We start from the raw sequence: 14,328 nt of genomic DNA on the forward strand, positions 1-14,328 counted from the left end.
ATAACGATAGCTACAAATAGAATAAGCAATAACCAAAGACTACACCTGCGGATGATAAGCAAATAGCGCAGGCGCACCGCCGGTATGAATAAACAAAATTGGGCCATCATCGCGAAACTTGTTCTGCTCAAGGCCATCCAGTAAACCAGCCATCGCCTTGCCGGTATAAACCGGATCCAACAGTATCCCCTCCTGTCTTGCCAACAGCCCAATTGCCGCCAGCCCTTCTTCGTTGGGCATGCCATATTGCGGCGCGAAATAATCATCCCACAAGGTGATGTCCGCCAACGCGTCGGTGATCCCAAGGGATTCGGCGAGTGTTTTCTGGATATCTGTCACTTTCGGGCGCTGTTCTTGTGCTTTACGCGAGACAGTGACACCAATCAGTTCTACTTGGGGTAAAAGTTGCTGTAATCCCACGGCCAGCCCGGCATGAGTGCCCGCGCTACCGGAAGCGACAACCACTGAACTAAAGGTAACATTCCCGGCTGACTGAGCCGCAATTTCCAATGCGCATTGCACATATCCCAAGGCACCTAGAGCATTAGATCCCCCGACCGGCACGACATATGGGCGAAAACCCTGAGCCTCGATACGGGTTGCCAACTCAGCCAACTGTTGGTTTGGATCATGTAATCCATCACACATCACCACATCAACATTAAACAAATCCAGCAGCAATCGATTGCCATTGGTCAGATAGTTTTCCTGCGAGGTACCGATAGGATTCTCAAGTAAGGCAACACAATGTAATCCCAACTTTGCGGCAACCGCCGCCGTTTGCCGCACATGGTTAGATTGGATAGCGCCTGCGGTGACCAGAGTATCCGCGCCCTGTCTCAGTGCATCTGCCGCTAAAAATTCCAATTTACGCAGCTTATTGCCCCCAAGCGCCAGCGGCGTGACATCATCACGTTTGATATAAATTTCACGTCCCAGATAATCGGAGAGTCGCGATAGTTTTTCCAACGGCGTGGCATTACCCACCAGATCCAAACGCGGAAATTGCGCCAATTTGTGTTGAAGCGTCACAGGCCCCCCAAGAAATTAATCAGTTACTTTAACGCTGCCCCAAAGCAATTGGCTTTAAAGATCAACAGCATGCGAACCCCAATAAACTGATTTAAACCAGTGACTCGGGTAAGTGGGTGCCGCTGACCCTGCTACTTCAAGTACAAAATGGAAATATAGATTTATCAGAAGTAATCGTAATAATCACTGATTTTATTATAGATGTCTGAGAGCAATAATGCAGGAGAATACATTAGATAATAAAACGCCCAGTCAAGGAGAACCTTGCTGGGCGCGGAATCACTGAAAATATTGATTTAATAATTTTGCGTTATATTAGCGGCAGTCTCGGTAAAAACACGGAGTTTTCTCAACTGAGGTCACTGCCGTCATTAGCCTTAGTAGCTTTTTTGCCATGCTAAATATTGATCATACTTACGCAAAGCAATACGGTAATTGTTATGTGCAGCATTTGGCAGTTCATCAATAATACGTTGATGCAGGGTTTCGCTGGCGCATGTTTCTCTGGTAAATGTTTCTGCTGGATAATTTTTTGCCACCAGCATTTCATCTAAGCGACGTAGACGCACAACATATTCGCGCACAGTGCTATGACTCATTTCAGTTTGTTCAAATAAATACTGTTTGAACGCCATAATATCAAAATAACCCGGTGTGCTATTGCAATAGATCTCACTGCAAAAACGACACAATGCGGTTAATTCGTGCTGAAGCTTTAACCAGACTTGATCATCAATCGGCTGATCCATTCCGGCAATGGCTTCTTTATTGATAATTTGTCCGCGAAAAACCAACGCCATACGATCAAGCTGTTTATGACAATGTGAACAATGAGTTTGGCCGTGCTTATAATCTTTTAAATAACGGCTCAGCGGCCGCTTTTTTAACTGAAGTCCTGGCATAAGAAGACCTGCATTAATAAAGTTAAACACTGTGATGTCACTGAGCGAAAGTGAATTAGGAGTCGTTATTCAGGCGGCTGCGTAAGCGTTTTATCGCCTGGCTATGAAGCTGACTGACGCGGGATTCCCCCACTTCCAGCACCGCCCCGATTTCTTTCAGGTTCAGCTCTTCCTGGTAATACAGCGTCAACACCATTTTTTCACGTTCCGGCAGGGCCTCGATCGCTTCAATGACACGTTGGCGCAGATTTCCTTCCAATAAATGTTGCAGCGGGTTGGCATCCTCATGCCCTTCCAGCATGGGCTCGACACTTTCACCGTGTTCTTCCCGCCATTCGTCATAGGAAAAAAGCTGGCTGTTGTTGGTGTCTAACAAGATCTGACGGTACTCCACCAAATCAATATCAAGGATTTGTGCGACTTCCTGCTCAGTCGCTGGACGGCCGAGTCGCTGCTCCACCTTTTGCATGGCACTGGCCACTTCGCGCGCATTGCGCCGCACACTGCGTGGTGCCCAATCCCGGCTGCGCAGTTCATCCAACATAGCGCCACGTATGCGCTGTACCGCATAAGTGGTAAATGCGGTTCCTTGTAAAGCGTCATAACGCTCAACAGCATTCAGCAGACCAATCCCCCCAGCCTGCAACAAATCATCCAATTCCACACTGGCGGGCAGGCGCACCTGCAAACGCAATGCCTCATGGCGAACCAGAGGCACATAGCGTTTCCAGAGGGAATTCTTGTCCATCACGCCTTCGGCGGTATACAGATCACTCACTAGACAGGCACCTAAGGGTAAGAGAGTCGTACCATTATCCTGTCCGGTCAGCCAGCCAATCGCCTGAATAGGCCTATAAAAAGGCGGCTATTTGACTTATGCCCATGACTTTTACTGTTAACGTATTGCTGACATTGAAAAAATAGAGCGATAAATAGATACCAAAACCACGAAAAATAGATTATTAGCGCCCAGTTTGGACTTATTCTCTTTGGAAATAATATTGTCGATTATTTCCAAAGAGAATGGTGTCAATATCAATATAAAAACCCCGCCGAAAAGGCGGGGTTGAATAATGCTGTGTTTGGGAAAAATTAACGCAGCAGAGACAATACAGTTTGTGGAACCTGATTTGCCTGGGCCAGTACAGAAGTCCCTGCTTGTTGCAGAATGTTCGCACGGCTCATGTTAGATACTTCAGTAGAGTAATCAGCATCCTGGATGCGGCTACGTGCTGAAGTCAGGTTATTGATGGTGTTACCCAGGTTGGTAATGGCTGAGTCGAAACGGTTTTGTACCGCACCCAAGCCACTACGCAGTGCATCAACTTGTGCCAGCGCTTTATCAACAGTCGCCAGTTGGTTCTCAGTTGATTTCTGTGATGCAGCTGCATCTTCGTTGATCAAAGTCACGTTGCCGTTAGCGGTACGGGACATGAACATGGTTTTGCCAGCAGCATCAGTGATTTCATCACCTTTGGCGTTAGCGGTATAAGTTGCACCATTGATTGTCAGAGTGCTGCCGGTTTTGGTGGCACCTTGTAAATCCAAATCAGCTAAAGTTGCAGCACGGTTGTTTTCAGTCGCTTTTGTAGTTAAACCGCCACCAACAACAGAGGTGTACAACTTAGAAGAGGTCGTCACTGTTGCGCCAGTACCCGCTGGAGCGGTACTTGTCGCAGTGGTGAAATCAACACTTTTACCATCAACAGTTGCACTATATACACCGTTACCATTTACATCAGCAGCTGTTTTAACGGTAAATTCCATACCTTGGGCAGTGAATTTATCGCCAACAGCTTTACCAACAGAAGCAGCCGCAATAGAAACACCTTCTGCGTTAGTGGTTGCACCGGTATCTTTATAAACTGTTGATGCGGTGTTAGGTGCTGTTGCTGTACCAGAGAATGCACCAGTACCCGCATTAATATACTGTGCAGCACCCGCGCCATCAGTTACTGCCGCGCTGTTAACATCCACTTTATAAGCAACAGCCGGAGTACCAACATTATAGTTAGTGCTACCAGTGGCTTTGAACTGAGAAGTCAAATCATCAACAGAGGCTTGTTTAGCACCATCAACGTTGAAGCCTTGCAGGCCCAGGCTTTTTGAGTCGATTTTTTCCAGATTGATGCTGATAGTTTCGCCATCGTTAGCGCCAACCTGAACTTTCATGCTGCTGTTGCCAGCCAGCACTTTCACGCCGTTGAACTGAGTTTGGTCAGATACGCGGTCGATTTCGTCCAGACGTTGTTGAATTTCGTCCTGGATTGATTTCAGGTCAGAAGATGAGTTAGAACCGGTTGCAGCCTGAACACTCAGCTCACGAACACGTTGTAAGTTGTTGTTGATTTCACCCAACGCACCTTCAGTGGTCTGCGCCAGAGAGATACCGTCGTTTGCGTTACGAGAAGCCTGAGTCAAACCTTTGATATTAGAGGTGAAGCGGTTAGCAATTGCCTGACCCGCTGCATCGTCTTTTGCACTGTTGATACGCAGACCAGAAGACAAACGCTCAATGGCGGTGCCTAAAGAGGACTGTGATTTATTCATGTTGTTCTGAGTCGTCAGAGACAGGGTGTTAGTGTTAATTACCGCCATAGTGATATTCCTTAAATGCTGTTGGGTTATGGTTTGGGCTTACTGCCCACGGCTTCATCACCGTCCCAACTTGTATCGGCGTTCTTTAAGGAACCTTTAGACATTCCGGTAAATAATTTTAAAATTTTCTGAAATTGATTAATGGCCTATTCTTTAATTGACACTCTACTCAATGGGGCAAATAGCGCCCTGGTATCCCCCGTTATTCTGCCCATCATAAATTCTATTTTATGTGTAAACTTTTTGACTCTCTGGCCGATAACCCCTGTAACGACACTTGAATATTAAGGATTAGAAATGGCAAGTATCAGTTCGCTGGGTATCGGTTCAAATATGGAGCTAGGCACTTTATTGGATAAGTTAAGTGCATCGGAGCAAACTCGCTTAACTCCGCTAACCAACCAGCAGACCAGTTATAAAGGTAAACTCACCGCCTATGGTGTATTACAGAGCGCATTAGCTAAATTAGAAACTGCATCAGCGGCCCTAAAAAAAGCAGATACGCTAGCCACGACTTCTGTCGCCAGCACCAACACTGCATTCGCAGCGACCACCGGTAGCGGCGCAACAGCCGGAAGTTACACTGTCGAAGTCACCAATCTGGCTAAAGCGCAATCACTGCTTTCTGGTGAGGTGCCAAACACAACAGATAAACTGGGCAATGGTAACGACAGTCGTACTATAACGATAAAACAGCCGGGTCAAACCAAGCCATTGGAAGTTAAGCTGACCAGTGAGCAGACTTCTTTGACTGGAATTCGTGATGCGATTAATAAACAAGAAGGTAGCGTTACTGCCAGCATTATGAAAGCGGATGATGACACTTATTACCTGGCACTCACCTCAAAGGAGACGGGTACCAAATCAGAAATGACCGTCAGTGTCAGTGGTGATGACACCTTAAATAATTTCCTGAACTATACGCCAGGCAGTACCGGTGGCAGCGGTGCAATGACACAGAAAGTGAAAGCAGAAGATGCCGCACTGACGGTTAATGGCGTGGCTATTACCCGTCAAAGCAACACCATTACCGATGCTCCACAAGGGGTAACTCTGACTTTAAAAGCGGTAACCAAGAAAGATGAACCTGAACAACTGACAATTACTCGTGACTCCACAGCAACCAAAGCCGCGATTCAAACATTTGTTGATTCTTATAACTCACTACAAACAACATTTGCCTCTTTAACTAAATACACCGCTGTTGAAGCGGGTAAAGATCAATCAACCAGCAATGGCGCATTAGTTGGCGATGGGACATTGCGCAGTATTCAGACACAGCTAAAAAGTCAGTTGGCCTCAGCACAAGGAGGGGATGTAAAAACCCTGGCTGCAATGGGTATCACTCAAGACCTTGATGGTAAATTAGTCATCGACGCCAAAAAGCTTGATAAGGCGTTGACTGACCAACCTAATAGTGTGACCGCATTTTTTGTCGGCGACGGTAAAGCTACAGGTTTCGCAACTCAAATAGATAACCTGTTAAACACCGCACTAGATACCACAAAAGGCTCATTAAAAACAGCCACAGATGGTATAAACAAATCACTGAAATCATTAGAAAAACAGGTTACATCGACCACTGAGAGTATTAACGCCACCATTGAACGATATAAAGCACAATTTACCCAATTAGATAAATTGGTGAGTTCATTAACCAATACCGGTAATTTCTTAACTCAGCAATTTTCTTCATAAGGGATAGGACATGTACAATCGATCAGGGGCTCAAGCTTACACTCAAGTAGGCATGGAAAGTGGTGTAATGAGTGCAAGCCCTCATCAATTGATCGTGATGCTGTTCGACGGGGCGCAAAGCGCCCTGGTTCGCGCCCGCATCTTGATGAATCAGGGAGATATACCAGCCAAAGGCGCTGCATTATCCAAAGCTATTAATATCATTGATAATGGGCTAAGTGCGGGGCTGGATATGGAGAAAGGTGGTGAGTTGGCCGAAAACTTATCAGCCTTGTATGACTATATGACACGACGCTTGCTGCATGCCAACTTGCATAATGACGAACAGGCTATTACTGAAGTGCTCGCTTTGCTCGACAATATTGCGGATGCCTGGCGGCAGATCGGCCCCAATTATCAACCAGATTAGGACCCCATTAAATGGAACGTCACCAGCACCTTTTGTCCGATTATCAACAAATCCTGACCCTCAGTGAGCAAATGTTAGTGCTGGCGACTGAGGGTAATTGGGATGCGCTGGTTGATCTAGAAATGACTTATCTTAAAGCAGTCGAAAGTACCGTTAAAATCACTATTTCTTCATGCTCATCGCTAGTACTACAGGAGCTATTACGGGATAAGCTAAGAGCGATTTTAGATAATGAAATTGAAATTAAGCGTTTATTACAACTGCGCCTTGATGCATTAAGTACATTGGTTGGACAATCCACCCGACAACAGGCGGTGAATAATACTTATGGTCAGTTTCCTGACCATGCATTACTGCTAGGTGAAACTCAGTAATCTTCAGTTCATACAATCATAAAGTATCGATTAATTACTGAGCAATTGAAGATATGAACATGGCAATTGATTTTTAATATCATTATTTTTAACATGGAATTATATTGATAGTAACAATTACTCATGTCTAACAGGCTATTATTCTCACTCCCAATACTTTTCGCTAAGATAGTCGGTTATTGCCATTTTTCTATTAAAATAAGTTGCCAGCCAGCTATTCAAAGCGTAAAGATATTCTCAGGCTACAATTGTGAAATGAATGTCGATGGAACGTATAATTAATTTTTGCCCTGGAGTGGGTAGCTCTGCACATATAATTCAACACACAGAGCTACTGCTCACCTCCGTCTATATTGAGCACCCTTTGCTCATTATGGTTAACCGTGGGCATAAAACTATTCGCTGGAATAATCAAGAATGTACTGTTCGAGCAGGTGAAATAGTTGCCATCAGCAGCGGCCAGGCAATTGATATTATTAATGGTTTATCTGACGATGGGTTGTTTTTTAGTCACCAACTGCGCTGTGACCCGTATTTGATAGCGACCTTTGCTAATCATCCCGCATCAACTGGCCTTAGCGTTATTCCCGGAGTGATGCCGGTGCGTAATTTAGCACCTGAATTTATGAATACCTTCGGGAGTACATTTAAAGCAATATCCGATATCGGTGATATTCCCCCGGCTATCATCAGACACCGAATGCTGGAATTGTTACTTTGGTTAGCGCAATATGGTGTTAAATTTAGACTAAACGATGGCCAGTCATTAAGTGAAAAGGTGCGCCGTTGTCTGGCAATTGACCCACACAAAATATGGTCAGCGGCTACTGTTGCCGATCATATGGCAATGAGTGAAGTGGTATTACGGCGAAAATTAGCGGCCGAAAATATACTCTTACGGGATTTGATGATTGATGTGCGCATGACCAGTGCTCTACGTCTGTTACAAGGTACCGACTGGCCAATTTCATTGATTGCCAATCAGGTGGGTTATGAGAGCGCATCACGTTTTGCCGAACGTTTTCGCAAACGTTTTGGCTTTGCTCCTACAGCCATACGTGGGCATCATCGTTTACAACCTCTCAATAATGACCCGCCAGAAGTCAATTATCATCATTATTTAAACCTGATTTAGAGCCTTATACACATCATACTTCAAATTGCATCTGTGATGACTATCAACGCCTGCATCCGTATTTAGGTATCCTCGTCTTTTTACCGATAACCATCCTGACTGCTAAATACTGCTTTTAGATATTCCGCACGTTAAAACATTATTTTTAATACCATGACTAGGTTTTTCTTCCAACAATATTGGATTAATATCAATAAAAATCTTTATAATCATGCAATTAACCATAACTCACTGAAAAAATAGGAATATGCTAATTAGGCAGGTGCATTCTATGATTAGAATTGATTGAATAATCAACTATCAGGGTGGCCATGATGCCCAGTAACCTGTTCAAACTAAAAATCCGTTACCCTTTGCATATTCAGATCGCCGCCCTTTTCACTTTGCTGATTATCTCAATCGGTACTGTTATTATTATTTTCGGTTATAGCCAACTGACTAAATTGACTGAAATTAGCACCAATAGACAATACCAAAAAACAGGAGAGGCTATTGCGGCAGAATTGGACGCAGTAACACGGCCAATGATGATGTCTGTTAGCCTCCTTGCCAGTATGCAAATCACAGAATTATCGACACTTGAACAGCGGATGGCTTTTGTTAGTAAATTTGTTGAAGTTCTGAAGCAAAATGACTACGCCAGCGCTGTGTATAGTGCCTATCCTAATGGTGATTTATTTATGCTACGCCGCCTGACGACGGCTAATCGTGCATTATTTCATGCGCCAGAAAGTGCTGAGTGGATGATTCAAAGTAATCGTTTTCTCGATAGCTTCCCGGAGAAACGTTTTATTTATCTGAATGAGAAACTGCAAGTTATTGCAGTCATGCCACGCGATAATGATAACTATGATCCCAGAAGGCGAGATTGGTTTATTCTGGCCTCTGCAAGCCCCACCTTAGTCACCTCCCCTATTTATATTTTCAAGGGTACCGGTGAAGCTGGGTTTACTTATAGTCGCCGCTCTGAAAATAATCAGTCAATCATTGGGTTAGATGTTTCCCTCGCTTCGTTATCACAGTTTTTAATAAGACAAAATCTGCCACTGGGTAGCCAAGCCATTATTATCAATTCTCGTGATGAACTTATCGCAAGCTTACCTAATCCTCAAGGGAAAACAGCGAACACGATTGATACAGATAAACAGATTCCGATATTACAAACATTGCTAAACACTCAAAATAATAGCTCTGAGCACAATAAGGGTAATAGTCGTAGCATCATGTTTGATGCACAGGATAAGCGCTGGTTCGGCTCAATTGTCGACATTATTAATAACGGCAATAAATATCAGTTGGTCATTGCTACTCCGGCAAGTTACCTCACTGCTGATGCGAACTCCATTCGTAATCATTCAACTTTCATTGCATTTATCCTATTGGTGCTCAGTTTACCCCTTGTTTGGTATTTCTCACGGAAAATATCCAACCCACTAATTCGCCTTCGTAAAGATGCAGACGCTATAAGCAACTTACATTTCGAAGAACATAAAGCAGAGAACTCCATGATTGAAGAAGTGGATGAGCTGCACAAATCAATGTCAAAAATGAAATCAACACTGAAGCAATTTATTTCAATGGGTAATATGCTGACGGCAGAAAACAACTTCTTCCGACAAATGCAGGGGTTATTAAGTGAAACGACGGAAATTGCAGCAATGACTGGCGGGATTATATTTCTTGCGGATAAAAATGAAGGAACATTCACACCGACGGCATTTCGCTGGAATAGTGAAAATATCCCGGTAGCAGAAATGGCTCCATTAGATATAAAAGAAAATAATTTCGCCACTTTCCAGCCAGTGTTAGAAGGGCAAACCGTTGCGGGAACCTTAAGTGAAAATAATATATTCAGTCAATTACAAGATTTTCTGCAACCTTATTTACCACTGCGTTTTGTTGCTGTACCGATGAAAAATCATGATAAACAACTCTTGGGTTTTTTGTTGCTATTTACCCCCTATCAATTAAATGCAGAACGCGAACGTTCTAAAATTCAATTAGTTAATGCACTGGTCGGTAGTTTATCTGTTTCAGTAGAAACTCAGAAGTTATTACAAGAACAAAAAAACTTGCTCAATGCATTTATTGAGCTCATTGCGGGTGCTATTGATGCCAAAAGTGCTTATACCGGCGGACACTGCCAGCGAGTGCCTGAAATAACCAAAATGCTCGCCAGGGCTGCAGTGAATATCAAAGAAGGGCCTTTCGCTAACTTTAGTTTATCTGAAAATGAGTGGGAAGAACTGCATACAGCATGCTGGTTACATGACTGTGGCAAGATAACCACACCTGAATTTGTGGTGGATAAATCAACGAAACTGGAATTAATTTATGACCGTATCCATGAAATACGGATGAGATTTGAAGTCTTAAAATGCGAGAAAGAGATCGATTTCTTGCGCCGCCATGCCACGATTAATGCTAATGACACTGATCAGCAATTGTTGGCGGCTGAATTGCGTCAGTTGGATGATGATTTTTACTTTATCGCGCACTGTAATATCGGCGGTGAATTTATGTCCGATGACGCCATAGCGCGTATTCAGCAAATTGCCGGGTATCACTGGACTCGTACATTAGATGATAATGCCGGTATTGCCCACGAAGAACGCGAGCGTAAAGCTAGACAGCCAATTGCCTCAGTACCGGTACAAGAACCTATGCTGGCAGATAAAGAAGAACATCTCATTTACCGGGATAGTAACAACAAGCGTAAGGAATATTATGATTTCAAAGTCCCAGAACCGACTCTGCTTTATAACCGAGGTGAGATTTATAACCTCAGTATTCGGCGGGGAACACTGACCGAAGAAGACCGTTATAAAATTAATGAACACATTATGCAAACTATTGTTATGCTCAAAAAACTGCCTTTCCCGCGCACCATGGCGAATGTAGCCACTATTGCTGGCGGGCATCATGAGCGCATGGACGGTAAAGGATATCCTTATCAGCTCACTTATAAACAGATGAGTATTCCAGTACGAATGATGGCTATTGCCGATGTATTTGAAGCTCTGACAGCAGCCGACCGTCCTTATAAGCCAGGAAAGTTATTATCCGAAGCGCTGAATATTATGCTGAATATGGTGAATGAAAATCACCTGGACAGAGATCTGTTTATTTTATTCCTGCAATCCGGTATCTGGCAGGAATACGCCATGACTCACCTGCAAGCCGATAAAGTGGATAGTATTGATATTTCAGTTTTGCTACAAAAAATCGGTCAGCAAAATATTTCTCTGCCGGAGAGTGCTTAAAAAGCAAGAAACAGAGAGTGATAACCTGTCAGAAACGCTATGCTAAATAGCAAACTAAAAAGCGTTTATTGGAGTGAAATAGTGTTCTACAACTACGGTGAAATTGAGATTAATCATCTTAAACGGCGGGATAAAAAAATGGCGGCGGCAATCGAACGCCTGGGAATGATAGCCCGCCCGTTATCACCGGATTTATTTTCTGCATTAATCAGAAATATCGTTGATCAGCAAATCTCGGTAAAAGCGGCGCTCACTGTGAATACGCGTCTGGTGGCATTATTGGGCACAGTGACGCCGCTGGCGATTGCAGCTGCAACTATAGAAGCTATTCAAGGTTGCGGAATGACCATGCGCAAAGCAGGGTATATCAAGGGCGCAGCGGACGCTGCACTTAATGGTTCACTAGATTTGTCCGCTATTTCTCAGTTACCCGATAATGAGGTTATTTCCCAGCTATCAAACCTTAACGGTGTCGGTATTTGGACCGCAGAAATGCTGCTTATTTCTTCACTTTCTCGCCCAGATATTCTCAGTTGGGGTGATTTGGCGATCCGCCGTGGCATGATGAATTTATATTGCCACAAAACGCTACCGCGAGAACGTTTTGAAAAATATCGCCGCCGCTACACACCTTATGGCACAACTGCATCATTGTATTTATGGGCATTGTCACACGAAACAGCATAATGTCTACTCACACAGCCATATTCATTATGTGCGGTAGTTGGGCCTAAGTTCTAGTGAGTTCGCAAAACATCGCGGGTGGCAGTGCATTACCAATTTGCATTAAATAAATGTAAACCAAACCGGAATACTTAGTTTTCATTGCGTAGCGCCAAAAGAAAAAATACCGGCTAATAAGGTCAGTGGCTCGTTGTAGGTTAGGTACAGCAAATTTCTGATATCTCAACTATGCTTAATAATTCAGATATCAGAGATCTGTCTATAACACCACCAAAGGGATTAATCATGGGACTTTTCAATTTTGTCAAAGAAGCTGGTGAGAAGCTGTGGGATGCCGTTAGCGGCGGCGAAGACCAGAATAAAAAGCTTCAGGAGCATATTAAAGCGCTCGGTTTGCCAGGCAGCGATAAAGTAGATGTAAATGTTAATGGTGATACAGTTACCGTAAGTGGTGATGGTGTTTCACAGGAACTGAAAGAGAAAATTCTAATTGCTGCTGGTAATGTTGCAGGTATCAACAAAGTAGAAGACAGCATTACTGTAACTGATAGCACATCGGCATCTGAATTTTATACCGTAAAGAAAGGCGATACCTTGAGCGCAATTTCAAAGCAGTTCTACGGCACTCCCAACGAGTACAATAAAATTTTCGAAGCAAATAAACCCATGCTATCTCACCCTAATAAAATTTATCCCGGTCAGGTTTTACGAATCCCCAACTGATTGAATATCAGCGGTTGATTGTTGTAAAGAATTCATCATAATTCTGGCCCCTTGCGGGCCTTTTTTATTGGATGCACTCGAAAATGGACCTTGTGATAAAGAGCCGTTGTGCAAGTTGCTGTTGATTGAGGTGATTCCGAAATCAAAGCCACCTATTTATCCGGTCTCAGACGCACATTACCCACTCACACCCCCATATTCATCATGTGAAGTGGTTGATTTTAAATTCGCGTAAGTTCATGTGAACTTCGTGGCTGGCAGTGACTTACCGCAAAGTGTCTCAACTGTGATTGGCATAGTTCGAGTTAGTTTGCGGTAATTTTTTGCCCCTCATATGCCCCATTCACCAATTCCCACCTCACCAGGCATCCCCGCCCAACCATCAATCTATTTTCAGAACATTCGGAGCTTAAATCATTAGGAGTAGCCAGATAAAACACCATATGCTTGAAACAATATTGTAACAATCAGGGAACGCTATGGATACGGTTGAGGAACTAAATGGAACTTATTTTTATAAAGGAATAGAAAACATTTCAGCAAGTGAGCTTTTTTTCTGGATTTTTTTGGATGAAATAGGCGAACAAATGGGGGGTATTGATGATTTAGTGGCTATTACTTCGATTACTCTGGGTCAACCGTTGGTGAATACGCGTAGAAAATTCCGTACCGCCACACAAGGCACTTCTGTTGCATCAGTGTACGCCAGGCGGTATTTAGATGTAGAACTTCCTTTCAGGCTCCCAACGCTTACCAACGCTAGCATAAAGTATTTAAAACCGATGTGGGTTAATAACCTGGGCAAATTTGTAGGGCGAACTGTTCCTATTTTTGGCTGGCTTCTTCTTGCAAATGATGTTGCTACCATTGTTTATAAAACGACATCGAAGTATAACAAAATAGCGCGAGGTAACGATAAGGTATGGTGACAGATCAAGAAATATTGGATTTTTTCCGTCATGAACTCCCATTAATGACTACGTTAACACTTAAGCCTATTCCAATAGAAATGGATACGATTTTACAAGCATATGCAGAAGAAGATGATCTGTATTATGCGGTTGAAAAATATAATAAATTGTTTGGCGTAGATATATCGAATCTTGATATGAATAATTACTACCCATGGGATATACAATGGTTTTTTCGGAAATGGTTTACAAAAACGCCTATCAAGCAAACTAAAAAACCACTCACTGTCCAAATGTTTTCTGAGTCCGCAAAAGCTGGCCGCTGGCTGTATGATTGAAATAGGCCGGGCAACTAAGCCCGGCTTTGTATTTCATGCTTCAGATAAAACAGTATCCGGTGACACTGGCCACTCGATATCTGGCGCAAGTGAAACATTGATGTTCTTCACTTTCACTCGATATTGCTTCCATGCTTTCAAATCTGTTAAATATTGTGCAAAAGTAGACCAAGGGATCGGGGAATTATGGTGTAAAAGTGCACCACCCTGATTATTGGTAAACTCTCCGTTTTTACGGAGATTTCCTTGGATGCTGTGCAT

14 protein-coding genes are annotated in these 14,328 nt (G+C 43.4%); 9 read left to right on the forward strand and 5 right to left on the reverse strand.

Annotated elements, in window-relative coordinates; all coding sequences use genetic code 11:
- Positions 1-39 precede the first annotated feature (39 nt).
- The 4 genes from FTA91_RS10940 to FTA91_RS10960 all read right to left on the reverse strand — a co-directional run bounded on the left by FTA91_RS10940 (position 40) and on the right by FTA91_RS10960 (position 4,532).
- The gene (locus tag FTA91_RS10940) at positions 40-1,032 is read right to left on the reverse strand and encodes a D-cysteine desulfhydrase (protein WP_050115500.1); all 993 of its coding nucleotides are present in this window, start codon (positions 1,030-1,032) and stop codon (positions 40-42) included.
- 377 nt (positions 1,033-1,409) lie between these two features.
- Positions 1,410-1,934, reverse strand: coding sequence for a flagella biosynthesis regulatory protein FliZ (gene fliZ, locus FTA91_RS10950; RefSeq protein ID WP_050115498.1), 525 nt, complete (start codon positions 1,932-1,934; stop codon positions 1,410-1,412).
- Positions 1,935-1,989: 55 nt separating this feature from the next.
- Complete coding sequence (locus tag FTA91_RS10955; protein WP_050115496.1) at positions 1,990-2,712, reverse strand: RNA polymerase sigma factor FliA; 723 nt, start codon at positions 2,710-2,712, stop codon at positions 1,990-1,992.
- Positions 2,713-3,026: 314 nt separating this feature from the next.
- On the reverse strand, positions 3,027-4,532 hold the full coding sequence (locus FTA91_RS10960) for a flagellin N-terminal helical domain-containing protein (protein ID WP_050115493.1): 1,506 nt from the start codon (positions 4,530-4,532) through the stop codon (positions 3,027-3,029).
- A 297-nt stretch (positions 4,533-4,829) separates the two neighbouring features.
- Here FTA91_RS10960 and fliD point away from each other — a divergent pair, with 297 nt between their 5' ends.
- From fliD to FTA91_RS11005, 9 genes are all read left to right on the forward strand, one after another.
- Entirely contained in the window at positions 4,830-6,230 is a 1,401-nt protein-coding gene (gene fliD / locus FTA91_RS10965; protein ID WP_050115492.1) for a flagellar filament capping protein FliD, read from the forward strand.
- 10 nt (positions 6,231-6,240) lie between these two features.
- Complete coding sequence (fliS, locus tag FTA91_RS10970; protein ID WP_050115490.1) at positions 6,241-6,639, forward strand: flagellar export chaperone FliS; 399 nt, start codon at positions 6,241-6,243, stop codon at positions 6,637-6,639.
- Between the two features lie 11 nt (positions 6,640-6,650).
- Positions 6,651-7,013 (forward strand): flagella biosynthesis regulatory protein FliT, encoded by a 363-nt coding sequence (fliT, locus tag FTA91_RS10975; protein WP_050115488.1) that lies wholly within the window; start codon positions 6,651-6,653, stop codon positions 7,011-7,013.
- Positions 7,014-7,278: 265 nt separating this feature from the next.
- On the forward strand, positions 7,279-8,148 hold the full coding sequence (locus FTA91_RS10980; RefSeq protein ID WP_050115485.1) for a helix-turn-helix transcriptional regulator: 870 nt from the start codon (positions 7,279-7,281) through the stop codon (positions 8,146-8,148).
- Between the two features lie 314 nt (positions 8,149-8,462).
- The gene (locus tag FTA91_RS10985) at positions 8,463-11,411 is read left to right on the forward strand and encodes an HD domain-containing phosphohydrolase (RefSeq protein WP_050115483.1); all 2,949 of its coding nucleotides are present in this window, start codon (positions 8,463-8,465) and stop codon (positions 11,409-11,411) included.
- 81 nt (positions 11,412-11,492) lie between these two features.
- Complete coding sequence (locus FTA91_RS10990; protein ID WP_050115481.1) at positions 11,493-12,098, forward strand: DNA-3-methyladenine glycosylase family protein; 606 nt, start codon at positions 11,493-11,495, stop codon at positions 12,096-12,098.
- A gap of 282 nt (positions 12,099-12,380) precedes the next feature.
- A complete protein-coding gene (gene lysM / locus FTA91_RS10995) occupies positions 12,381-12,818 on the forward strand; it encodes a peptidoglycan-binding protein LysM (RefSeq protein WP_050115480.1) in 438 nt (145 codons plus the stop codon).
- A gap of 479 nt (positions 12,819-13,297) precedes the next feature.
- Positions 13,298-13,747 carry an STM2901 family protein gene (locus FTA91_RS11000; RefSeq protein WP_050115478.1) on the forward strand — a complete coding sequence of 150 codons (450 nt, stop codon included), beginning with the start codon at positions 13,298-13,300 and terminating at the stop codon, positions 13,745-13,747.
- Positions 13,741-14,067 (forward strand): DUF1493 family protein, encoded by a 327-nt coding sequence (locus FTA91_RS11005; RefSeq protein ID WP_050115476.1) that lies wholly within the window; start codon positions 13,741-13,743, stop codon positions 14,065-14,067. Before FTA91_RS11000 ends, FTA91_RS11005 begins: the two co-directional genes overlap by 7 nt.
- A 33-nt stretch (positions 14,068-14,100) precedes the next feature.
- Here the strand turns inward: FTA91_RS11005 and FTA91_RS11010 are convergent.
- Positions 14,101-14,328 (reverse strand): tail fiber assembly protein (locus FTA91_RS11010; RefSeq protein WP_145583340.1); only part of this gene is annotated, 228 nt, incomplete at its 5' end.

The organism is Yersinia thracica (assembly GCF_902170565.1).
Lineage (GTDB): Bacteria > Pseudomonadota > Gammaproteobacteria > Enterobacterales > Enterobacteriaceae > Yersinia > Yersinia thracica.

Excerpts from the sequence above, each read along its gene's own strand:
- fliD (WP_050115492.1), top strand. The coding sequence starts at position 4,830 with ATGGCAAGTATCAGTTCGCTGGGTATCGGTTCAAATATGGAGCTAGGC.
- fliT (WP_050115488.1), top strand. The coding sequence starts at position 6,651 with ATGGAACGTCACCAGCACCTTTTGTCCGATTATCAACAAATCCTGACC.
- FTA91_RS11005 (WP_050115476.1), top strand. The coding sequence starts at position 13,741 with ATGGTGACAGATCAAGAAATATTGGATTTTTTCCGTCATGAACTCCCA.
- lysM (WP_050115480.1), top strand. The coding sequence starts at position 12,381 with ATGGGACTTTTCAATTTTGTCAAAGAAGCTGGTGAGAAGCTGTGGGAT.
- fliZ (WP_050115498.1), bottom strand. The coding sequence starts at position 1,934 with ATGCCAGGACTTCAGTTAAAAAAGCGGCCGCTGAGCCGTTATTTAAAA.
- FTA91_RS11000 (WP_050115478.1), top strand. The coding sequence starts at position 13,298 with ATGGATACGGTTGAGGAACTAAATGGAACTTATTTTTATAAAGGAATA.
- fliS (WP_050115490.1), top strand. The coding sequence starts at position 6,241 with ATGTACAATCGATCAGGGGCTCAAGCTTACACTCAAGTAGGCATGGAA.
- FTA91_RS10985 (WP_050115483.1), top strand. The coding sequence starts at position 8,463 with ATGCCCAGTAACCTGTTCAAACTAAAAATCCGTTACCCTTTGCATATT.
- FTA91_RS10980 (WP_050115485.1), top strand. The coding sequence starts at position 7,279 with ATGGAACGTATAATTAATTTTTGCCCTGGAGTGGGTAGCTCTGCACAT.
- FTA91_RS10960 (WP_050115493.1), bottom strand. The coding sequence starts at position 4,532 with ATGGCGGTAATTAACACTAACACCCTGTCTCTGACGACTCAGAACAAC.